Here is a 22,571-nt window from a genome sequence, read left to right on the forward strand (position 1 = left end):
ATGGCCAGAACTGGTCCGAGGCGTCGTTTAACGGTGTGCCTGGCAGCAACTACTACGGGACAACCCGGATCGTGGAATTTAACGGCGACCACTATTACATCGGGCGGTCGTACGTCGATAGCTACGGCGGTGCGCCCCGCGTGTTCAGCAGCACCAACGGTGGCACCACCTGGACCGTCCAGACCATTGACCCCAACACCCAATTCTTCCCGCGCCGCTCCGGCAACCTGCAAGTCGTGGGTGGCCGGCTGATGATGCTATCCGATTTGCAACCGACCAATAACGGTCACCTGATCGAGAGCGATGACGCTTTAACCTGGCGGTCGCTGCGCCTGCAGCGGCCTACTGAAGAGGAGTAAACCCATGCCCAACAGAGCATTGAACAACCTCGGCTTGAACACCGACTGGGACCTGGGCGAGGACGGCTGGAAAGCGGGGATGGACTACAACCTGCTGGTACTGGACACGCTGGTGCAAGGCCGCGTGCTCGATATCGGCGTGGATGATCCGCCCAGCTCGCCTGTCGCCGGCGCCGCCTACCTTGTGGGCCCGAATCCCACCGGCGACTGGCTCGGTAGTGCCAACGCGATCGCCGTTTACGACGAGGGCGCCTGGACGCTGGTGGGCCCCCTGGAAGGTTGGGAAATGCACAACCTCGCCGACGGCCGTCGGTACAAGTTCGACGGCGCCAACTGGCTGCCAACCGCACCACTGAACAACCCCAGCGCCACCGCAGACCCAGGCGCCACCGACGACAGCACAGCGGGCTACCAGCCGCTGAGCCGCTGGCTCAATACCTCAACGGGGGAATTCTGGGTTTGTGTTGACGCAACCGCCAGCGCCGCCAGCTGGCAGAAAACCACACTCACCCTAGACGAGCTGGGCAGCGCCGCACTCGCCAACGTGGGCCTCGGCGGGGCAGACGTGCCTAGTAATGGTGATTTGGGCTCGGCGGCTTATGCGGATAAAACCACAAGTGCTACTGACACCACGGCTGGGCGCTTGCTACAGGTAGGAGCGTTTGGGCTAGGGGCTCCAGTATCGGCGCCCGATATAGCTGATTTAAACACGGCCAACACATTCGGTTCATATTCTTCTGAAAGCGGGATACCCAATACGCCGGTAACCGGAGGCGGGACTACTTTAACTGGGGCTAGAAATCCCAATGCCGGGTTCCAATTCTACAATCAGGCTTCCTCTGGCGGTGCCCACGACCTATGGTTTCGCTCCTATGGTGCAGGCATTTTCGGTCCTTGGGCAAAAATCCTAACCCAAAGAACCATCCTCGGCACAGTCTCCCAATCCGGCGGCGTTCCTACTGGGGCGGTGATTGAACGCGGCTCGAATGCAAACGGCGAGTACGTGAAGTTTGCGGATGGGACGCTGTGGTGCCGACATCACCAGAAGGCGCTCTATGATGTAGCGTCCCGTCTTTTGTGTCAGTGGAATTTTCCGGTCGCGTTCGCCAGTCCTAGCGCCTACAGTTGGAGCGCAGAAATGCAAGAGCGTGACCCAAACAACGTGAATGATATGCCCCCCGGAATCTCTAGTCTGATACATAGCCAGGTTTCGGAGGGGTCTCACTCGGCAACTTTGCTAAACGTAAACGTCCGCGCTGCGACCGGCGAGTTCGCCTTTTCCACAGGCGATTATATCTGGATGTCTTTAACAGCGATAGGAAGGTGGTACTAATGCTTAGACTAAATCTTTCCCCAATCCGATCAGACGAGCCGCAGCCCTCCGTTTCGTGGGTAGCACCAGTGCTTACCGTCAACGCAGTAGACTACAACCTGTCCCTGCTCGAAGACGGCGCAACCGCACAGCATCCGGTACTCGGCACCGTCCACCGTGTAGGCAATGATTACGAATGCACCATCACGCTGACGCATGGCGCCGATGCTCCCTCCGAAACCCGCTTCCCGGCGCCGGTCACCGTAACAGAGAACGGTCCTATCGAACTACCGCCGTATGACGCACCAGAGGAGTACTCCAATGACCTGGCTTAATGACTGCACCGAAATCGAAACCGCCGAAGACAAAGCGGCTAAGGCAGCGCTGGCGCAGATCAATCAGTTCAAGCGCCAGCGAGCCGAAGCCATCAGCGAAGCTGTCGTAGAAACAGCATCTGGAAAGTTGTTTGATGCAGACGAGCAGTCGATAGGCCGTATGGGTTTTCGCCTGCAGAAGGCCCAGATAACCGGTGAGACGGTGGTCGGTTGGGTTCTGGCGGATAGCGAGGCAGGGCACAAAACGCCGGTCTCTGTCGAGGAGCTGTCGGAGGCCTTCCGTCTGGCGGTCGACAACATGGACACAAACTGGGAAGCCCCTGGGGCGTGAAGTAAAAAGCGGCGACGCGCCCTGGTGCTGCAACACCAGAGCGCGACACCAGTCTGCAGAGCAAGCTGCAAACCAGCCGAGGCCGCCCGCTCACGTGAGCAAGGCGATCTTAGCAAAATGAAAAAGGTTTGCCGAGAATGAAAGAGGTTCGTTGTACAAAATGCCGTCGTAAACTCGCCATGGCGGCGTTTTCCGAAATCGAAATCAAGTGCCCCCGCTGCGGGGCCGTCAACCATCAGAAGGCCACGAGCCTCCAATCGCACCCTGATAGGAGGCAACATGGCCACACCCATCATCCCTTGGCTGGGCGGTAAACGCCGCCTGGTCGATCGCATCCTGCCGCTGCTCCCTCAGCACAGCTGCTACGTCGAGCCGTTCGCCGGCGGCGCCGCGCTGTTCTTCCTCCGTCCGGTACCCGCCGAGGTCGAGGTGCTGAACGACATCAACGGTGACCTGGTGAATCTCTACCGGGTGGTGCAGAACCACCTGGAAGAGTTCGTCCGCCAGTTCAAGTGGGCCCTCAGTTCACGCCAAGTGTTCAAGTGGCAGCAGATGACCCGGCCGGAAACGCTGACCGATATCCAGCGTGCCGCCCGGTTCTACTACCTGCAGCAGTCCGCCTTCGGCGGCCGCGTGGACGGCCAGAGCTATGGCACGGCTACCACCACGCCCCCAGGGCTTAACCTGCTGCGGCTGGAAGAGTCGCTGTCGGCCGCCCACCTGCGCCTTGCGTCCACCTACATCGAACACCTGGCGTGGCAGGACTGCATCCGCCGCTACGACCGGCCTCACACGCTCTTCTATATGGATCCGCCATACTGGGAGACCGAGGGCTACGGCGTGGATTTCGGCTGGGAGCACTACCAGGCCATGGCAGAGCTGCTGCACCAGATCAAGGGCAAAGCCGTCATCAGCCTGAACGACCACCCGGACATCCGTGAGCTGTTCAAGGACTTCCACATTGAGAGCACCGACATCAAGTACACCGTCGGCGGCGGCAAGGGTTCGGATGCGCGGGAGGTTCTGATATTCAGCTGGGACGTCCAGAGTGAGCCGGCGGGCCTGTTCTGAGCCTGCTATTATTTGGCCACGGAGGGCTGAATGTATGTGCGGAAGAATCGACGTCGACGGCGAAGAGATCAACAGATGGGTACCGCAGGACCTAGGCATCCGCTTCAAGGCGGCCAGCAACCATGACCTGCGGCCGGCCCAGACCGTATCCACAGTTGCCTCGGTAGAGGGGCGTCTGCAGCAGCTCGACACCAGGTGGGGCATCAAGCCCAAGTGGGCCACCAGCCTGCTTATCAATGCCAAATCCGAGACCGTCACCGAAAAGCAGACATTCGTCAAAGCGTTTGCCTTCAACCGCTGCCTGGTGCCGTGTAGTGGATTTTACGAGTGGATGAGTACGAAGGCAGGCAAGGTGAAGCTGCGGTTTCACCGGATAGACGAGCGGCCGCTGTACATGGCGGCATTCTGGTATGAGGGAGAGACGCCCCAGCTAGTCACCCTGACACGGGCAGCCCCAACGGAGCTCTACCACATACACAACCGGTTCCCGGTGTTCATTGGCGCCAGTGAGGCGAGCACCTGGTTGAATGCCACCCCTCTGGATGCCCAAGCTATGGCGATCGATTCGGCCGCCCAGGGCATCACTTTCAGCCCCAGTGAGTAGCCTCAGCGCACCTTCCACGCTTCGATGGCCCAGGTGTCGATCGGTAGGTCGTGGTCTTCAATGACATCCTGCATGGTTTCCCAGTATCGACGGTCCGTGGGCTTCTTCAGAATAAGGACAATACCGGCACGCTTTCCCGTGGCCGTGGCATACCCTAAAGCCTGCCCGATCGCCTGGGACCACTTGGATCCCCAGTCGTACTCAATGGCATGCGAGTCCAGGACACAATCCACTCGGCGGCGGTCAGGCAGCACCACCTCGGTCTCGCCGTCACAGAAGCGTTCCTGGTACCAGGCTTCGTTTCTGGCATGGACATCCAGGGAGAGGGAGAGCAGGAGCAGAATTACAAGGTAGGTTCTCATGGGCGGGAAGTGTGCCCCGGTGGCGGGAGAGGCGCAATCCCTATTGGCAATTCCTTTGCCCAGGGTGAAACAGTTACACTACGCCAATTATCGCGCGTGAGCCGTCAATTTATCGCGCGCGGCATCAGTACCCCACCATGCCGTGATCAACGACTACACCGATTACGGCATTTCCCAGGATGACCCGGACGTAGTCAAGGGCCGCGCCGGCTCACCGTATGCGGTCAAGGATTATTACAACGTCAATCCGGATCTCGCTGAAGATCCGGCGCAGCGCCTGGCAGAATTCGAGGCGCTGATCGAGCGTACTCACGACAACGGCCTGAAGGTCATTATCGACATCGTTCCCAACCACGTGGCCAGGGATTACGATTCCATCAGCCGCCCTGAGGGCGTCGACAACCTCGGTGCCCAGGATGATGACTCGGTCACCTATGCCCGTGACAACCAGTTCTACTATGTGGTCGGCGAACGCTTCAGAGTCCCCGATCCCGAGGGCGACTACCAACCCCTGGGCGGCGATGTTCACCCGCTTGCCGACGGCGAGTTCGAGGAGAACCCGGCCAAGTGGACCGGCAATGGCGCCCGCGCCGCTCAGCCGGGTTTCAATGACTGGCATGAGACCGTAAAGATCAATTACGGGGTAAGACCCGACGGTACCTACGACTTCCCGCATCTGCCGGACGACTATGCCGGGCGGTCGATCGAGGATCATCACGCTTATTGGCAAGAGCAGGACCTGCCGGACTCCTGGTACAAAATGCGCGACACTGCCCACTATTGGCTGGACAAGGGCGTCGACGGTTTCCGGTACGACATGGCGGAAATGGTCCCGGTGGAATTCTGGAGCTTTCTGAATGCCTCCATCAAAGTGGAGCACCCGGACGCCTTTCTGCTCGCGGAAATTTACAACCCGGACGCCTACCGCGATTACATTCACCTGGGGAAGATGGACTACCTCTACGCCAAGGTGGATATCTACGATACGCTGAAGCCCATCATGCGCGGCGAAGCCGGTACCGATACCCTGCCTCCGGTGCGCGACGCGCTCGCGGACATCGATCAGCACATGCTGCTGTTTCTCGAGAACCACGATGAGCAACGCATTGCCCACCCGGAATTTGCGGGCGACGCACAAAAAGGCAAGCCGGCCATGGTGGTCTCTGCGCTCTGGGGACGGGGCCCGGCGATGATCTATTTCGGACAGGAAGTGGGCGAAGACGCCGATGAAGATGCCGGTTTCGGCAAAGCCAGCCGGACCACCATTTTCGACTACTGGGGCGTGCCCGCCCACCAACGCTGGATGAACGACGGCGCCTTTGACGGTGGCCAGCTCAGCGAGCAAGAGGCCGCGCTGCGCGAGTTTTATCAGCACGTGTTACGCCTGGCACGGGAGGAGCCCGCCGCCGACGGGCAGATCATGGACCTGCACGACTACCAGCGCCAGAACAGTAATGGTTACAACGAGAAGCTGTACACCTGGGCCCGTTGGTCGAGCTCACAACGGTGGTTAATTGTCAGTCATTTTGGCGACCAGGCGGCTACCGAAGTAACGTTGAACCTGCCGCGCGAACTGATCACTGAATGGCAGTTGTCGCCGGGCCAGCACACACTTCGGGATCGGCTCGATTCGAATCAGGGCGTTATTCTAACGGTGGATAATGATGGGCGTGGCTATGCCGAGTTGGAATTAAGCCCGCTTCAATCTGTGGTGCTTGAAGTGAGTGAGATGAACGCATCTGACAAAGACTGAAAATGCATACGTATTCATAGCGGTCAGACGACCTGCATACGTATGCAAGCTATTGAGCAGTCCGTCGCCCCGTTCTACGATGAATTCATGGTTTGGGAACTCTCCTTCCTTGCCAGCCCGGGATCACTCCCGGGCCATTTTTTGAAACCTTACGGTTTTACCCTACTCTCTCATTGCTTTGTGTTGGGAAACTTTGGCGCAGTCTACTGCGCCTTTTTTTTACCCGGCCTTTCGTGCTGTCGATCCTGTCCGGTCGGGTACCAATAAACATAACAGTAACCAGTAAGCTTGGAGATACAATAATGAACGATAACACCCGCAACGGCCGGGCTATGCCCCGGTGGTTAATGCATAGCGCACGCGCCCTACCGGTGCTCGCTCTGGCGATCGGCGCTCAAGCCGACCATACCTCAGATCCCTCCAGCGTCAGCATCCCGGGAGACCTCAATCCCGCCATGGGCTGCCCGGGCGAATGGCAGCCAGACTGTACCGATGCCGCCCTTGAAGCGGGCGCGGATGGTATCTGGCGCGGCAGTTTCACGCTTCCAGCCGGCGACTACGAATACAAGGCCGCCATCAATGGCGGGTGGGATGAAAGCTACGGCGCGAATGCCACCTCTGGCGGTGACAACATTTCACTGAGCGTGTCTGAAGAGCAGGCCGTCCGTTTTTACTACAGCCACGAGAGCCATTGGGTCGCCGATAGTGTCAATGACGTTATCGCAACCGCGGTCGGAGATTTCCAACAAGCACTGGGTTGCGAAACCAACTGGGCGGCGGACTGTATGGTTGCCTGGGTTCAGGACATCAACAACACCGGTATCTATCAATACACCACCACTGACATTCCGGCCGGCAATTACGAGGCAAAAATCGCCCTGAACGAGACCTGGACTGAAAGTTATGGCGCAGACGGTGGCAATGTGCCTTTTACCGTTGAGGCGGACGGCGAAGAAGTCACCTTTACCTACAACAGTCTGGACAACAGCGTGTACGTGGGCGATGTGATTTCCGCTGGTGACCTGAGTCAATCCAAGGCCTACTGGCTGAACGAGAACACCATTGCCTTCGCGGTCACACCGGACGCCAATGTCCAACTGCACTTCGATGCTCAGGCGGACATGACCAGCAGCCCCGAGGGCGTTTCTGGCGGCGAAGCCATCACGCTGACCCACGATGCCAATGGCATGAGTGATTCGCTGGCCGAAAAATTCCCCCACCTGGCCAACTACCCCGTGTTCACCATTGCCGAGGCGGACCTCGAACAGATCGGTGACATTCTGAAAGGGCAGATCGCCGTGTCGGCCAGCAACGAAGACGGCAGCCTGGTCGATGCCACCGGCGTGCAGATTCCGGGCGTGCTGGATGACCTGTACACCTACGATGGCGACCTGGGCCCGGTGTATGACGGCGATGTTCCCAGTGTGCATCTGTGGGCACCGACCGCCCAGAACGTCACTTTCCTTCTGTACCCCGACAGCCACACGGATACCGCGCCCACCGAGCTCCCCATGACGTTCAACGCGGAAACCGGCGTGTGGAGTATCACCGGCGATGCGAGCTGGGATCGGCAGTACTATCAGTTCGACGTGGAAGTGTACGTCCCGCAGACCGGAAACATTGAAACCAACCGCGTCACCGACCCCTACACCCTGAGCGCGAGCACCAACGGTCAGCGCAGCCAGTTGGTCAACCTCGACGATGATGACCTCAAGCCCGAAGGCTGGGATACCCTGACGAAGCCGGCGTTCACCGCCCCCGAAGATATGGTGGTGTACGAAGTGCATGTGCGCGACTTCAGTGTCAGCGACAGTGAAGTACCGGAAGCCTATCGCGGCAAGTTCAAGGCCTTTACCGTCTCGGACAGCCTGGGCATGACCCACCTGAAGTCCCTGCAGGAAGTCGGCCTGAGCCACGTGCACCTGCTTCCCGTCAATGACTGTGCCACCATTCCGGAAGATCCGGCCGACCAGCTAACACTTCAAGACGACCTGTCCCAGTACGCCCCGGACAGCACCGAGCAGCAGGCGGCGGTCAATGCGATTCGCGGCAGCGATGCCTTTAACTGGTGTTACGACCCGCACCACTTCAACACCCCGGAAGGCAGTTACGCCACCGACCCGGATGGCGTGGCCCGCATTCTCGAATTCCGCGAAATGGTACAGGCACTGAATGAAGCCGGACTGCGAGTGGTGGTCGATGTGGTCTACAACCACACCAGCCAATCCGGCCTGGGGGACAAATCCGTTCTGGATAAAGTGGTACCCGGTTATTACCACCGCCTGAACAGCAGCGGCAATATCGAGCGCAGCACCTGCTGTGAAAACACCGCCTCCGAGCACGCCATGATGGAAAAGTTCATGGTGGACTCACTGATGACCTGGGCCGAGCTGTATAAGGTCGACAGCTTCCGCTTTGACCTCATGGGCCATCACAGCAAAGCCAATATTCTCAAGGTAAAGGAGCAGTTGGCCACACTGACCGAGGAAGATCACGGTGTTAATGGTGAGCATATTTACCTGTATGGCGAAGGCTGGAACTTCGGTGAAGTGGCCGACAATGCCCGCTTTGAACAGGCCACCCAGATCAATATGGCCGGCACTGGTGTGGGCACGTTCAACGATCGCTTCCGCGACGCGGTACGCGGCGGAAGCCCGTTTGACAGCGGCGTCAATCATGTCATCAACCAGAGTTTCATCAATGGTCTGTATTACGACCCCAATGCCGAGAATGACGGTAGCGCCGACGAGCTGGAGTGGTTGCTGACCAGTACCGACCGCATCCGCATTGGTCTGGCCGGTAGCCTCAAAGACTTTGCGTTTATCGATTGGCAGGGGAACGAGGTGACCGGTGATTACGGCGCCGCCGTGGGCTACACGCTGGACCCGCAGGAGTCAATCAATTATATCGAGAAGCACGATAACGAAACCCTGTTCGACATCAACCAGTACAAGATCCCGCTGGATCGTACTCCGGAAGATCGGGTACGGGTGCACAACATGGGTACCAGCCTGGCGTTGCTCGCTCAGGGCGTTCCGTTCGTGCAAGCAGGCCAGGAGCTGATGCGTTCCAAGTCCATGGATCGTGACAGCTACGATTCCGGCGACTGGTTCAATCTGCTGGATTACAGCTATCAGCAGAACGGCTGGGGCCGTGGCCTGCCGCCGGCCCACTCCACCGAAGCGAGCTGGGATACGATTCAGCCCCGGCTGGCGGATGAGACTCTGGCGGTGGAAGAGGCGCATATCCTGAGCAGCCTGGCGCACTTCAAGGAGATGCTGGCCATCCGTCACAGCTCAAAACTGTTCCGTCTGGAAACCGGCGCTGCGATTAACGAACAGGTGAGTTTCCACAACACCGGCGCCGAGCAGAAGCCGGCACTGGTCGCCATGCACATTGCCGATGGCAGCGATGACGTCGACCCGGAGCGGGATGCGGTGATGGTATTGTTCAATGCCCATGTGGACGCTCAGACGTTGAGCTCCGAAGACTGGACCGAAGCAGGGTGGGAACTGCATCCGCTGCAGCAGGCGTCCAACGATGAAACCGTTAAGGGCGCCACCTTTGATGCCGACACCGGTACCTTTACGGTACCCGCACGGACCACCGCGGTGTTCCAGATTGCCCAGGCCGATACCGGCGACGATGACGACACCGACGGCGGCAATGACGACGATACCGATGGGGACAATGAATCTCCCGAACCGGATCGCGGCAGCAGCGGCAGTGCCAATGCCGGATTGCTGTTGATGTTGCTGGCGCTCGCCGGGATTCGCCTGGTATCCCGCCGGAGCTGATCTGACGACACTAAAAAAAATCCGGGGGTGACACCACCCCCGGATTTTTTTTGCTCACACTCCCGGTGATCAGTCGCAGATATCTCCGGTCACCTCGGGTGTTTCAGCGCTGCCGGTACCCTGGAAGCCAAACTCCACCGAACTTCCCGGCGCAATACTCGCATTCCAGCTCATATTGCTCGCGGTGTACGGGCCCGACCCGGACAGTTCGGCACTCCAACCATTGGTCACCTGAGTGTTGCCACTGTAATCCCAGGACACTTCCCAACCGTTGATGGTCTCGGAACCGTTGTTGGTGATCACGATTCCGGCCACGAAACCGGAGCCCCAGTCGCTATTGATAACGTACTCGCAAGTAACGCCGCCGTTTCCGTTGTCACCACCGTCACCATTGTCGCCATCGTCCGCTTCGTCCACCTGTAGGAAGGCACCGCTGTAGGCGGACGGCACTTGCGCGTACACACGGTTTTCCGTGGCGCTCTGAGCCGGCTCGACGTCACCGTCATCGTTCAGCACACCAACCCGTACATCGGTGTTTTCCCCATTGACGGCCTGAGCGAGCTCATAGGTCCAGACAGCGGCGTCACCATTGTCGACCACAAACGGTGTGCTCGGCAGGTAAACATCCGCGCCTTCGTTGGTCACCAGACGCAACTGCACTTCGTCGCCCGCGCTGAGCGTCTGCGCCGCGTTGGTCAGCGGTGCCACATCTTCCCAACTGGTGCCGGTGGAGGGTACGTGAGTGAAGCTGAAGGCGTCGGTGTCCGAGCCATCGGCATTGCTCACCTGAACCCGAACGGTCACGTCGCTCTCGGACTGCGGCTCGGCCAGAGTCAGTACCGTGCTGGCGTCCGAGGTGCTGCTCAGCGAGTACAGAGCGCTGTTGCTGGCTTCGACGCTCCAGTTATAGCTGAGGTTGCTGCCAGATGAGCCAGAGGCGCTGAGCTGAATCTCGCCGGCACCGGCAAACACGCTGTTTGCCGGTGAAGCGGTCAGATCAGCCACGACCGGATCCGGTTGCGGATCGCCCCCATTGTCACCATCGAACTGCACATCAATACAGCCGTGGAAGCGTTCGTAGGTATAGTAGTTGCGCCCCCATTCCCCGTAGATCACATGCCGCCCGGTACGCTCCGGCACCACACACTCGGTATGGAACAGCGAGCTGCCCTTCTCCGGTGTAATGTTCGGCGTGGCGCCGGGGTTGGTGTCGTCATAGCCGGTGAGGTCACAGAAAGGCTCACTCTCAAAGTCGTCCCAGGTCAGTGGCTTGCCCACCTCGTACTGGAAGTCCGGCTTGGTGATGTAGTAGACGAATTCTTCGGTGTCATCAAAGTGCGGGCCCCAGGAAATGTCCCAGGTGATGGTCAGAGGCCCGGAGCTGATTTCATTGGTGGGCCAGTCAATGGGTTTGTCCCACGGGGTGGCGCCGCCCTGCCAGGTCTCACTGTCGAAGCCACAGACATTGTCCGGCAACGGAGACACACCTTTACGACCCAGATCGTGAGTGAGCACACTCATGAACTGGTAACCGCCCTGGAAGTCACCTTCAAATGCTTCAGCACAGGCACTGCCCGCCGGAGCTGTATCAGGTTTGGTGATGGCGCCACAGGTCCAGTTGCGTGACGCCGGTTCCGACATCACGCCATGCCCCATCACACTGGCGGACAACATCAGGGTAAATGAACCGAATAACAACGATTGGTACCGCATAGATAGTCCCTCTTATAGTCAATTATTAAATAACGATTTCGGGTACAACAATCCCACAAAGCCTTACGGCTCTGGTGCCGAAACGGGTTGGGATCGACGGTAGCTTCGTGTTTTTGGCGGGAAAAAAATATGAAGCCGGACACATCTCGTACAACCCGTGACCGACATTTCAACAAGTGGGCACAAAAGTCCACAGGCCATCGGGGCTGGCATAAAACTCAACCCACCATCCGGCACGACAGGGGCGCGCTAAAGGCTTTACAATTTCCCGAGCCCAGACCACCGAGAGAGGTACTCGCTTGCCAACATCCTACAACGACTGGCAACCACTGCTGGACGACGTTCGCCGCTGCACCCTTTGTGCCCCCTCACTCCCCCTGGGGCCCCGGCCGGTCCTGCAGTTTCACCCGGACGCCCGCATCCTGGTAGCCGCTCAGGCGCCCGGACGGCGGGTGCACGATACCGGGCTGCCGTTCAATGACCCCAGTGGCGACCGGCTCCGGGACTGGATGGGCATCGACCGCGAAACCTTTTACGACCCCACCCAACTGGCCATCATCCCCATGGGCTTCTGCTACCCGGGCAAGGGCCGCTCCGGCGACCTGCCACCGAGGCCCGAATGTGCCCAGACCTGGCACCACCACCTGCTGGCGCAACTGCCCAACCTGGAACTGACCCTGGTGATCGGCCAATACGCCCACGCCTACCATCTGGGCAAGAGCCGGGAAACCCTGACCCGGCGGGTGGCCAACTGGCGGGACTACTGGCCCGATAAGCTGCCCATGCCCCACCCCAGCCCCAGGAACAACCTGTGGTTGCGGCGCAATCCGTGGTTTGAGGCGGAGGTGGTGCCGGCACTGCGCCAACGTGTGGCGCGACTACTGGACTGATTCAGTACTAAAGTCGACCGAGGGAATGGCGTCCAGCAGGTCGCGGGTATAGGGGTGTTTCGGATGTGAGAAGACGGCCTCAGTCTCACCCTGCTCCACAATTTCGCCCTGCTTCATCACCGCCACCCGGTCGCACAGATAGCGCACCACGGACAGATCGTGAGAGATGAACAGCATAGTGAGACCGTGGCGTCGGGTGAGCGCCAGCAACAGGTCCAGTACCTGGGCCTGGATGGTGACATCCAGTGCCGAGACCGGCTCGTCGGCCACGATCAGTCTGGGCCGGACCGCAAGGGCCCGGGCAATGGCCACCCGCTGACGCTGGCCCCCAGAAAACTCGTGGGGGTATTTGCGCACGGACCGCCGGTCCAGACCCACGTCGTCCATCAACTGATTGACCTGCTCGCGCAGATTGCCCCGATCCGCGAGGCCGTGTAGCAGGAGCGGCTCGGCCAGCGCGTCAAACACGGTCATTCGCGGGTTGAGTGAGGCGTAGGGATCCTGAAAAATCATCTGAAAATCGCGCCGTGCGCGTTTCAGCTCGCCTTTGCGCAGGGCGCTCAGGCTCTTGCCATCCAGCCAGACTTCTCCGGACTGGCTGTCCACCAGCCGCATGATGCTGCGCCCCAGGGTAGACTTGCCGGAACCGGACTCTCCGACCAATCCCAGGATCTCGCCTTTTCGAACCGACAGATTGATCGATTTGACCGCTTCGACTCGGCTCACCTCGCGGGGAAAAAACAGCCCTTTGTACACCGGAAAGGCGGTGTACAGCTGGCGTACATCCAGAAAGGAAGTATCCTCCAAGGCCCCCTCGGCCGGTTTGGCACTGGTGGGAATCGCTTCGATCAATTGCCGGGTATAGGGGTGTTCAGGTGCGCGGAAAATCTGCCTGGGCGGCCCGGCCTCGACCACCTGCCCGGATTTCATCACCAGAATATGATCCGCCAGTCCGGCCACCACGCCCAGGTCGTGGCTGATGAACACCACCGTCAGGTTTCGGCGACGCTGTAGTTCTTTGATCAGTTCCAATATCTGTGCCTGTACCGTCACGTCTAACGCGGTGGTGGGCTCATCGGCGATCAGGAGTTCCGGCTCGGTGATCAACGCCATGGCGATCATCACCCGCTGGCGCATACCGCCGGAAAACTCGTGTGGGTAATTGTCGATTCGCTGGCGCGCCTCGCGAATACCCACCTCCTCCAGAGACAGTATGGCCCGCTCCCGCGCGACCTTTTTGTCTACCCGATGATGCTGCCGCAGGGACTCCACCAACTGGTCGCCAATGCGCATATAGGGATTCAGGCTGGTCATCGGATCCTGAAATACCATACTGATCCGGCGACCGCGAACAGCGCGCAGCTGCTTCTCGCTTAAGTCCAGTAGATCCGTGCCATCGAATACCGCCCGCCCGCTTTCGATACGCCCTGGCGGCATGGGAATCAGGCCGAGCAGGCTGTAGCAGGCCACCGACTTTCCCGAACCGGACTCACCCACAATGCCCAACACCTGGCCCGGCTCGACCGAAAAGCTGACATCATCCACCGCTCGCACCACGCCTTCGCGGGTGTGAAAGTGAACGGACAGATGTTCTACCGACAAGAGTGCCATAGCTTCAGTCTTTGGAAACACGTGGGTCGAGGGCATCGCGCAACCCATCGCCCAGAAAATTCAGGGCGAACAGGGCAACAGCGAGAGTCAGCCCGGGAAAGATCAACAGCCAGGGGTACTCCTCCATGGTGTCCACGCCATCGGAAATCAGCGAGCCCCAGGAACTCTGGGGCGCCTGGACGCCAAGGCCGAGAAAACTCAGGAAAGACTCGAGCAGAATCACGCTGGGAATTGTCAGCGTGGTATAGACAATGATCGGCCCCAGGGCGTTCGGAATCAGGTGACGGGTAATGATCCGCCAGCGCGACAGGCCGATGGCGGTGGCCGCTTCGATAAACTCCTGGCGGCGCAACCCCAACACCTGACCGCGCACGATGCGTGCCATGGTCAGCCACTCCACAGCGCCGATGGCTAGAAACAGCAGTAAGAGACTGCTGCCGAACACCACCGTCAGCAATACCACAAAGATGGCAAACGGCAATGCATACAGCACATCCACCAGACGCATCATCACCATGTCGACACGCCCGCCGAGAAAACCCGCGGTGGTGCCCCAGAGTACCCCGATGCCCAACGCCACCGCCGTGGCGATAAAGCCCACCATCAGGGACACACGGGTACCGTACATGATGCGGGTCAGCAGATCCCGGCCCAGAGTATCCGTGCCCAACCAGTGTTCCGCTGAGGGCGCGCTAGCACCCAGCGCCAGGTTCTGTTCATGATAACTGTAGGGCGCCAGCCAGGGAGTCACCAACGCAATCAGTACCAGAGCGACCAGAAACACCAGACTGAGCATCGCCAAGCGATTCCGACGCAGGCGCACAAAGGCGTCATGCCAGAGCGAACTGCCCGACTCCAGGGCCTGCCCGCTCAACTCGGGCGAGCGTTGGGGCGCAGTTTCGGATTGAGCCATACCAATACCGTATCCGCAATCAGGTTCAGCAGGATAATCAACCCCGCGAAGAAAATGGTCATGCCGAGCACCATGGTGTAATCCCGGTTGAACGCCGCCTGGATGAAAAAGCGGCCCAGCCCCGGAATCTGGAAAATGGTTTCCACCACAAAGGAGCCCGCCAAAAGCCCGGCAATGGCCGGCCCCATAAACGACACCACCGGAGTGATGCCACCGCGCAGAGCGTGCACCGTCACAATGCGAAAAGTGGACAGCCCCTTGGCCCGCGCGGTACGAATGTAATCCTGTGACAGCACCTCGAGCATACCGCCGCGACTGATGCGCGCGATATAGGCGGCGTAGGTGGAGCCCAGGGTGATGGAGGGCAGAATCTTGTCCCCGGCGGAGCTGCCCCAGCCCGACACTGGCAACCACTCCAGCCAGATGCCGAACACCAGAACCAGCATGGGCCCGAGCACAAAGGATGGCAGGCAGATGCCCACCATGGCCAGCGACATGGGCACATAGTCCTGCAGGGGGTTGGCCCGCAAAGAGGCCACCACACCGGCCAGCAAGCCGATGACCAGCGCAAACAGAATCGCGTAGAGCCCCAGTTCGAAAGTCACCGGCGCGCCGCTGGCAATCATTTCATTGACGGTACGATTGGGGAATTTAAACGAAGGACCCAGGTCGCCCTGCAGCAAACCGCCCAGATAGTTCAGGTACTGAGCGCCCATGGACTGGTCGAGATTGTAGCGCTCATTGAGCGCCTTCATCACTTCCGGCGGCACCGCGCGTTCCGTATCAAAGGGACCGCCCGGAGCCAAGCGCACCATAAAAAAGGTGATGGTCACCACCACCAACATCACCGGTATCGCCTGCCCCAGCCGTCCAACAATAAACCGCAACATAACGCTTCCCTACTACTCCGCCGCCGGCTGCTCGGGCATATCGCTGACCGGTTCAAGAGACAGATATTTATAGGGGTGGTAGTCCATGATGTTGTTGTGCCAACCTTTGACCGATGGGCTCACCAGCCGTTTGGTCGTGTAGTTATACAGAGGGATCAGCGGAACTTCTTCCATCAGGATGCTTTCGGCCTGCTGAAAGTAATCATAACGCTCTTCGCGGCTTGAGGCCCTGGCGGCTTTCTGCAGCAGCTCATCATACTGATCGTTACCCCAACCGGTGTTGTTGTTGCCGCCGCCGGTTATGAACAGATCGAGAAAGGTACTAGGGTCGACGTAATCACCGATCCAGCCAAGACGCGCCAGATCAAAGTCACTGATGCGCTTACTGTTCAGGTACACTTTCCACTCCTGGTTACGTAGAGTGACGTCCACATTCAACTCCCGGCGCCACATCTGCTGAATTGCCAGAGCAATCTTCTTGTGGTCCTCCATAGTGTTGTACAGGATTTCCACTTTAGGCATGCCTTCGCCACCGGGGTAACCGGCTTCCGCCAACAACTCCCGGGCGCGTTCCGGATCGTAAGGCACTTTGGCTTGGGGTGTGTAGCCCAGGGTACCCGGTGGGGTAAGCGCGTAGGCGGGCTTCTCTCCGGCTTGAGTGATACTGCTGACAATAGCCTCCCGATCAATGCTGTACGCCAGAGCCTGACGCACCCTGACATCATCGTAAGGTTCGCGCTCGGTGTTGATGAGGTAAAAATAGGTGCCGAGATAGGGATTGATCCGAAGTGCAGGGTGGTCGCCCTCGCGGTAAACCGAAATTTTTGACGTCGGCATGGTATTAGTGATGTGCAGCTGTCCCGAGCGGAACATACGTTCTTCAGTGGTGACCTGCTGGATTGGGTGGAAATGGATTTCCTGCAGCTTTACCTGATCAGCGTCCCAATACTGGGAGGTTTTCTCGACCACGACAACCCGACCGGGTGACCACTCTTTGATGGTGAATGGTCCGTTACCGACAAAATTTTCGGGACGAGTCCAACGGGTGCCGCGCTCATCCATATCACCATGAGCCATCACAGTGTCACGATGTACCGGGAACATGCTGTGGTGATCCAGCAACTGCAAAAAATAGGACGTGGGATTTTTCAGGGTGACTTCGAGCGTCCGCTCGCCGAGCGCCTTCACCCCCACTTCGGAAAAGTCTTCGATCTCTCCTCGATGGTAAGCCTCAGCATTTTCAATTACAAACAGCGAATAGGCGTATTGATTGCCGAGCGCCGGCATCAATGCCCGCTGCCATGACCAGACAAAATCTTCCGCCGTTACCGGGTCTCCGTTGGACCAGCGGGCGTCTTCACGCAGATGGAAAGTAAATACTCGATTGTCTTCAGATACTTCCCAGCTCTCGGCGACCCCGGGCACCACTTCCAGGGTCTCCGGATGTTTGCTGACAAGACCCTCGAACAGGGCCTTCTGGATGAAGTATTCGGGAATGCCAGTGGTGGTGTGCGGGTCCACATCCGACGGCTCATCGCCATTACCCATATGCAGAATCTGTTCGCGATTGCCGCGCTCAACTGGGGTTTCTCCGTCATTGTCGCTATCTGAGCAGCCGATCAATCCCAGACTCAAGACGAGCGCGGTGAACAGACCGCGCGGGGTGGTTCCCATCATTCTTCAACCTCCTCCACGACATCCGGCGACAATTCTTCGGCAAAGGCGTCAAAGCTGTAAGGGCGGCCCAGAAAGTTCTCCACCAGCACGGCCGCATCTTCGGTGCCGCCGGGCGCTAACACCTCTTCGCGGTAGCGGCGCGCCACTTCGGTATTGCGTAGGCCTTCACGCTTGAATTCACTGAACATATCCGAGGCGATAACCTTCGACCACATATAGGTGTAGTAAATGGCCGAGTAACCGTACAGGTGACCAAAGCTGGTGTGGAAGTAGGTACCGTCTACAAAGGGGAACGGTGAGTACTCGGACTGTAATTCGGGAATCAACGCATCGAAGTCCACCTCGGCCGGGTCACGATCATACAGGTTCAGGGAAATGGCCGCGTAGAACATCTGATGCCGGGCAAATAGCCCTTGTCCGAAGTCGCGCCCCAGGTTCATCTTCCTTACCAACTCCTCGGGAATCAGTTCTCCCTCGCTGTTGCGAGCGAATGACTTCAGAGTGTCGGCGTCCCACACCCACTCTTCCAGCATCTGGGACGGCGCCTCGACAAAGTCCCACTCGGTTTTGATACCGGAGAACGACAACCAGGGTTGATCCCCCGCGAAAATTCCATGCAGCAGATGGCCGAATTCATGCAAAAAAGTTTCTACTTGGCTGTGTTCCATGTAGCCAGGACCCTCAGCACCGGGGAAGTTGCAGACCAGAGCTTTGATCGGCTCCTGAATACCTTTCACACCGTCTTGAAGACTGAATGCGGCCGCGTGCTTGTACTTTCCATCCCGGGGGTGCATATCGAGATAAAAGCGACCCAGCAATTCGTCGTCCTGCCACATCTCGTACGCTTCCACATCCTCGTGCCAGGAGTCCGTTTCCCAGGGTTTGATGGTCACACCGAACAGCGTCTCGGTCAGGTCAAAGATGCCATCGCGCACCGCCTCGTAGCGAAAATACTGACGCACTTGTTGCGCATCCACTTCAAACTGCTCTTTCTTGACCAGCTCTTGCAAGTGGGTTTTCTGCCAATCCCCCACAAAGCTCGCACTGGGATCAATTTTTCTCAACCGTGCCAGTAACTTGTCGTACTCGGCGTCCGATCGGGGTTTGGCGATTTCAGCAATCTGATCGATAAACTCCTGGGCGTTGTCAGCGCTTCTGATCATCTTGTTTTCGGTCACATAATCAGCGTAGGTGTCGTAACCCAACAGCTGAGCCAGTTCGTATCGAGCCTCCAGGATATCCCGCAAGACGAGCTCGTTGTCTGGATAACCTCTGCGACGGAACTCTCGATAAAGTTCAAGACGCAACTCATCGTCCTGCGCGTACTGCATAACCGGCAAGTAATCCGGGTAATCGGTCGTGATGACAATATCGCCGTTCTCATTGGGCGGATGATTGTCAATAAAGTCCTGGGGCAAACCCTCCAGGCGATGGGCATCCTTGATTGCCACCGAGCGCACATCCTGATTGATGTTCCGCCCGAATGTCTGCCCGAGCTTGTTGAGTTGCTCGTTCAATGCCCGGATACGCTGACGAGTCGCTTCGTCCCGATCAACACCGGAGCGTTTGAACCCCTCCAGCATCTCTTCCACGTAGCGTTTTTCCAGCCCGTTCAGGGACCCGATTTCGATGTCGGCGACCTGCTGATATAGAGGGCGCGACAGGCTGATGTTGCTGAACAGCTCCACCGCACGTTCGCGGCAGGTTGCCGCAGCCTCTCGCACTTGCGCGTCGGGATGTACATTGAAGTAGAGCGAGGCGCGACTAACGGCACGATCAGAGACGATATCCAGCTCGTTGATGGCGTCTAGCAGGCGGTCGGTACTGTCCGAATAGTGTCCATTCTCGATTTTTTCCAGTTGGGCCTGAGCAGACTCCAGCCCCGTCCGACACTGGCTGGCAAATGCCTGGGCTGCATCGGTTTCATACTCCGGCCAAGCCGCCGACTCTGGCCTCTCCGGAGCGATACTGCAACCAGCCATCAACAGGCTGGCGATCATTCCGGTCAGTGCCCACGGGCGGGTAAGCCGTGCATATCGAGAGATTGTCGCCTGAATCATCGTTTTCTCCATTAATGCGGTGATGTTGGAATCTTACATGATTTTATGTCCTGGGCGAATTAGCACAGCATCTCCCGGGAACCTGAGCTTGCGAAAGGCTATCCTAGAGCTATAGGCTCGCTGGTTACGGAGGTAATCATGTCTGAACAGATCGAGAAAAACATCCACTGCGCGTATTGCGATGAAGTGATCACCCTGTTGATCGATCCGTCGATCAGCGAGCAGTCTTATGTGGAGGACTGCCAGGTATGTTGTCAGCCCATCAGTGTGGATGTGGTGATTGATGAGACCGAGGCGGTGGAGGTGTATGCGCGGCAGGAGAATGAGTGATGGCGGGTGGTTAGCATTGGTTTACGGCGGATGCGCTTCGCTTCGACGCGCCGGTTTGGGTAACGGCGGATGCGCCTTCGGCTTATCCGCCCTACGGCCGAGCGCAGCGGTATAGATTCGCGTAGGGCGGATCGGTCCGACGCCTCGGAGGGCGAAGCCCGCATCCGCCGTTACCAAACGCAGGTCACGCATGTCGTGCCGTAAAACCCGGGTGACCTGTATGAATATCGGAACGGCACCGCATGGGTGCCCTACGATTTAGACTTAAACTGCTCCATAATGTTACCCAGCATATCCACCGGCAGCGGGAACACAATGGTGGAGTTTTTCTCCCCCGCAATATCAATCAACGTCTGCAAATAGCGCAGCGTCATCGCGTTGGGGTTCCTGGACAGCTCCACCGCCGCGTCGGTCAGCTTGGCCGCGGCCTGTGACTCACCCTCGGCGTGAATGATTTTCGCACGCCGTGAGCGCTCGGCCTCAGCCTGACGGGCAATCGCCCGGATCATGCTCTCATCCAGGTCAACGTGTTTGATTTCCACATTGCTGACCTTGATGCCCCAGGTATCGGAGCTCTGGTCCAGAATTTCCTGAATATCCTGGTTCAGCTTGTCGCGCTCGGAGAGCATTTCATCCAGCTCGTGTTTACCGAGTACCGAGCGCAGCGTGGTCTGGGCCAGTTGACTGACCGCTTCGTAGTACTGCTCCACATTGATGATCGCCTTCTCCGGGTCAACCACCCGGAAGTACACCACCGCATTCACCTTCACCGAGACGTTGTCCCGGCTGATCACGTCCTGACTCGGCACATCCATGACGATGGTACGCAAGTCCACCTTCTCCATGGTCTGGATGAAAGGAATGATGATTACCAGACCGGGGCCTTTGACCTTCTGAAAACGGCCCAGCATGAATACCACGCCCCGTTCATACTCGCGCAGAATGCGAATCGCATAGGCGAGCAGTAACACCACAAAGGTGATGAGTAGACCAAAGAAATATTCGTATAACATAGGGAATCTCCGTTCTTGGATAAAAGTGCCAGCCGCCCTTTACTGACCGGTAGGGCGTACCCTCAAGTGCAAACCGTCCTGCGACACCACCTCCACCGTGTCGCCAGGCTTCAGTGGTTGTTCGCTGGACACTGTCCAGAACTCGCCATCAATACGAACCGTTGCATGCTCTTCACCTACCTGGGTAACGTCCGCAACCCGACCCACCATGGCGTGGCTGACATCCTTGCGCGGCATTCGCAAGCTACGACCGACCATGGTGACAATGCCCAGCACAACCAGTGATCCCACAGCGGCCACCGCACCCACAATCTCATAGGACACCTCCATACCCGGCACGTCGGTATCCACCAGCATGATGGACCCCATCACCAGAGCTATCACTCCGCCTATGCCGAGTACCCCGAAGCTGGGCAGGAATGCTTCCGCCAGTATGAGTATGCCCCCGAGCACGATCAGCGCCAGCCCCGCATAATTCACCGGCAACACCTGCAGCGCATAGAGCCCAAGCAGCAGACAGATGATGCCGACCACACCGGGCACTAGGGCGCCCGGGTTATAACCTTCCAGTATCAGCCCATAGACCCCGATCAACAGCAGAATCGAGGCAATCTGCGGATTGGTGATTATGCCCAGTAACTCACTGCGCCAATCCGGCGCATAACTCACTATGGGCAGATCCGCCGTCTGAAGGGTGAATGGGCCGCTTTCCAATTTGACCTCGCGGCCATCGAGTTGCGCCAGAAGATCCTCGCGGTTGTCGGCCACCAGATCGATCACGTTCTGCTCCAGGGCTTCGCTGGCGGTCAGGCTCACCGCGTCGCGCACCGCTTTTTCAGCCCAGTCGGCGTTACGGTCATAGCGCTCCGCCAGGCCGCGGATAAAGGCCACCGAGTCATTGATTACCTTGCGCTCCATGGCGCTACCGGGTTGGGGAGACTTTTCCGAGGATTCTTCGCCGGAGCCCTCACTGCCATCGTCCACCGGCTCTTGCTCCCCCGAAGGCGGCGTGGGCAGGCCGCCCATCTGGACCGGGGTGGCAGCGCCGAGGCTGGTGGCCGGGGTCATGGCGGCAACATGGCTACCGTAAAGGATATAGGTGCCGGCACTGGCGGCGCGGGCGCCGGCAGGATGGACGTAGGTGATCACCGGCAGGGGGGCGGCGAGAATGCCTTTGATCATGTCGCGGGTAGCGGCGTCCAGGCCGCCGGGGGTGTCCATGCGGATCAGCACGGCGTGGGCGCCGGCTTCATGGGCGGTGTCGATGGAGCGCAGAATATAGTCTTTGGTGGCGGGCCCGATGGGTCCGTCAATGGTGAGTTCGGCCACATGGGGGCCGCCGGACGCCGTATCGTCCGTTTCCTGGGCCTGAAGGCCGAAGGCGCCCAGCATCAGCAAGGCCAGCCAGAGCAGCAGCCCTGGCCGTAGTAAGGTAAAACCGCGTCGATTCCATCTCATGGGTTGCCACCTCCACCTATGAGATTAGCAGAGATTCAGCGTCACCCAAACAATACGGTGGGGGTAGGAGGCAGGATCAGTTTGTTGTGTCG

General features: G+C 58.7%; 20 protein-coding genes. 11 read left to right on the forward strand and 9 right to left on the reverse strand.

Annotated features, from left to right (window positions below; genetic code table 11):
* The 7 genes from B3520_RS08630 to B3520_RS08655 form a co-directional block, all read left to right on the forward strand.
* Nucleotides 1-359, forward strand: a 359-nt coding sequence (locus B3520_RS08630; RefSeq protein WP_286875868.1) for a hypothetical protein, incomplete at its 5' end; no start/stop codon positions are given.
* 4 nt (nt 360-363) lie between these two features.
* The gene (locus B3520_RS08635) at nt 364-1,692 is read left to right on the forward strand and encodes a DUF2793 domain-containing protein (protein ID WP_286806176.1); all 1,329 of its coding nucleotides are present in this window, start codon (nt 364-366) and stop codon (nt 1,690-1,692) included.
* A gap of 68 nt (nt 1,693-1,760) precedes the next feature.
* Complete coding sequence (locus B3520_RS08640) at nt 1,761-2,006, forward strand: hypothetical protein (protein ID WP_286806174.1); 246 nt, start codon at nt 1,761-1,763, stop codon at nt 2,004-2,006.
* Nucleotides 1,993-2,337, forward strand: coding sequence for a hypothetical protein (locus B3520_RS08645; protein ID WP_286806173.1), 345 nt, complete (start codon nt 1,993-1,995; stop codon nt 2,335-2,337). The genes B3520_RS08640 and B3520_RS08645 overlap by 14 nt, the downstream gene beginning before the upstream one ends.
* A 137-nt stretch (nt 2,338-2,474) precedes the next feature.
* Entirely contained in the window at nt 2,475-2,651 is a 177-nt protein-coding gene (locus tag B3520_RS17520) for a Com family DNA-binding transcriptional regulator (protein WP_353743453.1), read from the forward strand.
* Nucleotides 2,617-3,408, forward strand: a complete 792-nt coding sequence (locus B3520_RS08650; RefSeq protein ID WP_286806171.1) for a DNA adenine methylase — start codon at nt 2,617-2,619, stop codon at nt 3,406-3,408. The genes B3520_RS17520 and B3520_RS08650 overlap by 35 nt, the downstream gene beginning before the upstream one ends.
* 34 nt (nt 3,409-3,442) lie before the next feature.
* Complete coding sequence (locus tag B3520_RS08655) at nt 3,443-4,012, forward strand: SOS response-associated peptidase (RefSeq protein WP_286806169.1); 570 nt, start codon at nt 3,443-3,445, stop codon at nt 4,010-4,012.
* 2 nt (nt 4,013-4,014) lie between these two features.
* Here the strand turns inward: B3520_RS08655 and B3520_RS08660 are convergent, their stop codons facing one another.
* Nucleotides 4,015-4,374, reverse strand: a complete 360-nt coding sequence (locus tag B3520_RS08660) for a hypothetical protein (RefSeq protein WP_286806167.1) — start codon at nt 4,372-4,374, stop codon at nt 4,015-4,017.
* Nucleotides 4,375-4,516: 142 nt separating this feature from the next.
* Between B3520_RS08660 and B3520_RS08665 the strand changes: the two genes are divergently transcribed.
* Both B3520_RS08665 and pulA read left to right on the forward strand, forming a co-directional pair.
* On the forward strand, nt 4,517-6,127 hold the full coding sequence (locus B3520_RS08665; protein WP_286806165.1) for an alpha-amylase family glycosyl hydrolase: 1,611 nt from the start codon (nt 4,517-4,519) through the stop codon (nt 6,125-6,127).
* 302 nt (nt 6,128-6,429) lie between these two features.
* On the forward strand, nt 6,430-9,924 hold the full coding sequence (gene pulA, locus B3520_RS08670; protein ID WP_286875869.1) for a pullulanase-type alpha-1,6-glucosidase: 3,495 nt from the start codon (nt 6,430-6,432) through the stop codon (nt 9,922-9,924).
* Between the two features lie 69 nt (nt 9,925-9,993).
* On the opposite strand, the gene B3520_RS08675 is transcribed toward pulA, so the two are convergent.
* Nucleotides 9,994-11,637 (reverse strand): lytic polysaccharide monooxygenase, encoded by a 1,644-nt coding sequence (locus B3520_RS08675; RefSeq protein WP_286806161.1) that lies wholly within the window; start codon nt 11,635-11,637, stop codon nt 9,994-9,996.
* Between the two features lie 299 nt (nt 11,638-11,936).
* On the opposite strand from B3520_RS08675, the gene B3520_RS08680 reads away from it, so the two are divergent.
* On the forward strand, nt 11,937-12,527 hold the full coding sequence (locus tag B3520_RS08680) for a uracil-DNA glycosylase family protein (protein ID WP_286806159.1): 591 nt from the start codon (nt 11,937-11,939) through the stop codon (nt 12,525-12,527).
* Here B3520_RS08680 and B3520_RS08685 read toward each other — a convergent pair.
* From B3520_RS08685 to B3520_RS08705, 5 genes are read right to left on the reverse strand one after another with little or no spacing between them, the layout of a single operon-like run.
* The gene (locus tag B3520_RS08685) at nt 12,516-14,138 is read right to left on the reverse strand and encodes an ABC transporter ATP-binding protein (protein WP_286806157.1); all 1,623 of its coding nucleotides are present in this window, start codon (nt 14,136-14,138) and stop codon (nt 12,516-12,518) included. The genes B3520_RS08680 and B3520_RS08685 overlap by 12 nt on opposite strands.
* A 4-nt stretch (nt 14,139-14,142) precedes the next feature.
* Nucleotides 14,143-15,051 carry an ABC transporter permease gene (locus tag B3520_RS08690; RefSeq protein WP_286806155.1) on the reverse strand — a complete coding sequence of 303 codons (909 nt, stop codon included), beginning with the start codon at nt 15,049-15,051 and terminating at the stop codon, nt 14,143-14,145.
* Complete coding sequence (locus B3520_RS08695) at nt 15,009-15,941, reverse strand: ABC transporter permease (protein WP_286875870.1); 933 nt, start codon at nt 15,939-15,941, stop codon at nt 15,009-15,011. Before B3520_RS08695 ends, B3520_RS08690 begins: the two co-directional genes overlap by 43 nt.
* Nucleotides 15,942-15,953: 12 nt before the next feature.
* Nucleotides 15,954-17,618 (reverse strand): peptide ABC transporter substrate-binding protein, encoded by a 1,665-nt coding sequence (locus B3520_RS08700; protein WP_286806151.1) that lies wholly within the window; start codon nt 17,616-17,618, stop codon nt 15,954-15,956.
* Nucleotides 17,615-19,678: a M3 family metallopeptidase gene (locus B3520_RS08705; RefSeq protein ID WP_286806149.1), complete on the reverse strand. Its 2,064-nt coding sequence runs from the start codon at nt 19,676-19,678 to the stop codon at nt 17,615-17,617. Before B3520_RS08705 ends, B3520_RS08700 begins: the two co-directional genes overlap by 4 nt.
* 138 nt (nt 19,679-19,816) lie before the next feature.
* Here B3520_RS08705 and B3520_RS08710 point away from each other — a divergent pair, with 138 nt between their 5' ends.
* On the forward strand, nt 19,817-20,008 hold the full coding sequence (locus B3520_RS08710) for a CPXCG motif-containing cysteine-rich protein (RefSeq protein WP_286875871.1): 192 nt from the start codon (nt 19,817-19,819) through the stop codon (nt 20,006-20,008).
* 251 nt (nt 20,009-20,259) lie between these two features.
* On the opposite strand, the gene B3520_RS08715 is transcribed toward B3520_RS08710, so the two are convergent.
* Together B3520_RS08715 and B3520_RS08720 are read right to left on the reverse strand one after the other, a co-directional pair.
* Nucleotides 20,260-21,021, reverse strand: a complete 762-nt coding sequence (locus B3520_RS08715; protein WP_286806146.1) for a slipin family protein — start codon at nt 21,019-21,021, stop codon at nt 20,260-20,262.
* Nucleotides 21,022-21,060: 39 nt separating this feature from the next.
* Complete coding sequence (locus B3520_RS08720) at nt 21,061-22,479, reverse strand: NfeD family protein (RefSeq protein ID WP_286806144.1); 1,419 nt, start codon at nt 22,477-22,479, stop codon at nt 21,061-21,063.
* Nucleotides 22,480-22,571 lie beyond the last annotated feature (92 nt).

Source organism: Marinimicrobium sp. UBA4509 (assembly GCF_002388575.1).
GTDB classification, from domain to species: Bacteria; Pseudomonadota; Gammaproteobacteria; order Pseudomonadales; family Cellvibrionaceae; genus Marinimicrobium; species Marinimicrobium koreense.

Bases quoted from the DNA above. Each gene is read 5' to 3' on its own strand.
- B3520_RS08650 (WP_286806171.1), top strand. From the start codon at position 2,617: ATGGCCACACCCATCATCCCTTGGCTGGGCGGTAAACGCCGCCTGGTC.
- B3520_RS08655 (WP_286806169.1), top strand. From the start codon at position 3,443: ATGTGCGGAAGAATCGACGTCGACGGCGAAGAGATCAACAGATGGGTA.
- B3520_RS08645 (WP_286806173.1), top strand. From the start codon at position 1,993: ATGACCTGGCTTAATGACTGCACCGAAATCGAAACCGCCGAAGACAAA.
- B3520_RS08695 (WP_286875870.1), bottom strand. From the start codon at position 15,941: ATGTTGCGGTTTATTGTTGGACGGCTGGGGCAGGCGATACCGGTGATG.
- B3520_RS08715 (WP_286806146.1), bottom strand. From the start codon at position 21,021: ATGTTATACGAATATTTCTTTGGTCTACTCATCACCTTTGTGGTGTTA.
- B3520_RS08635 (WP_286806176.1), top strand. From the start codon at position 364: ATGCCCAACAGAGCATTGAACAACCTCGGCTTGAACACCGACTGGGAC.
- B3520_RS08700 (WP_286806151.1), bottom strand. From the start codon at position 17,618: ATGATGGGAACCACCCCGCGCGGTCTGTTCACCGCGCTCGTCTTGAGT.
- B3520_RS08675 (WP_286806161.1), bottom strand. From the start codon at position 11,637: ATGCGGTACCAATCGTTGTTATTCGGTTCATTTACCCTGATGTTGTCC.
- B3520_RS08705 (WP_286806149.1), bottom strand. From the start codon at position 19,678: ATGATTCAGGCGACAATCTCTCGATATGCACGGCTTACCCGCCCGTGG.
- B3520_RS08710 (WP_286875871.1), top strand. From the start codon at position 19,817: ATGTCTGAACAGATCGAGAAAAACATCCACTGCGCGTATTGCGATGAA.
- B3520_RS17520 (WP_353743453.1), top strand. From the start codon at position 2,475: ATGAAAGAGGTTCGTTGTACAAAATGCCGTCGTAAACTCGCCATGGCG.
- B3520_RS08690 (WP_286806155.1), bottom strand. From the start codon at position 15,051: ATGGCTCAATCCGAAACTGCGCCCCAACGCTCGCCCGAGTTGAGCGGG.
- B3520_RS08720 (WP_286806144.1), bottom strand. From the start codon at position 22,479: ATGAGATGGAATCGACGCGGTTTTACCTTACTACGGCCAGGGCTGCTG.
- B3520_RS08660 (WP_286806167.1), bottom strand. From the start codon at position 4,374: ATGAGAACCTACCTTGTAATTCTGCTCCTGCTCTCCCTCTCCCTGGAT.
- B3520_RS08685 (WP_286806157.1), bottom strand. From the start codon at position 14,138: ATGGCACTCTTGTCGGTAGAACATCTGTCCGTTCACTTTCACACCCGC.
- pulA (WP_286875869.1), top strand. From the start codon at position 6,430: ATGAACGATAACACCCGCAACGGCCGGGCTATGCCCCGGTGGTTAATG.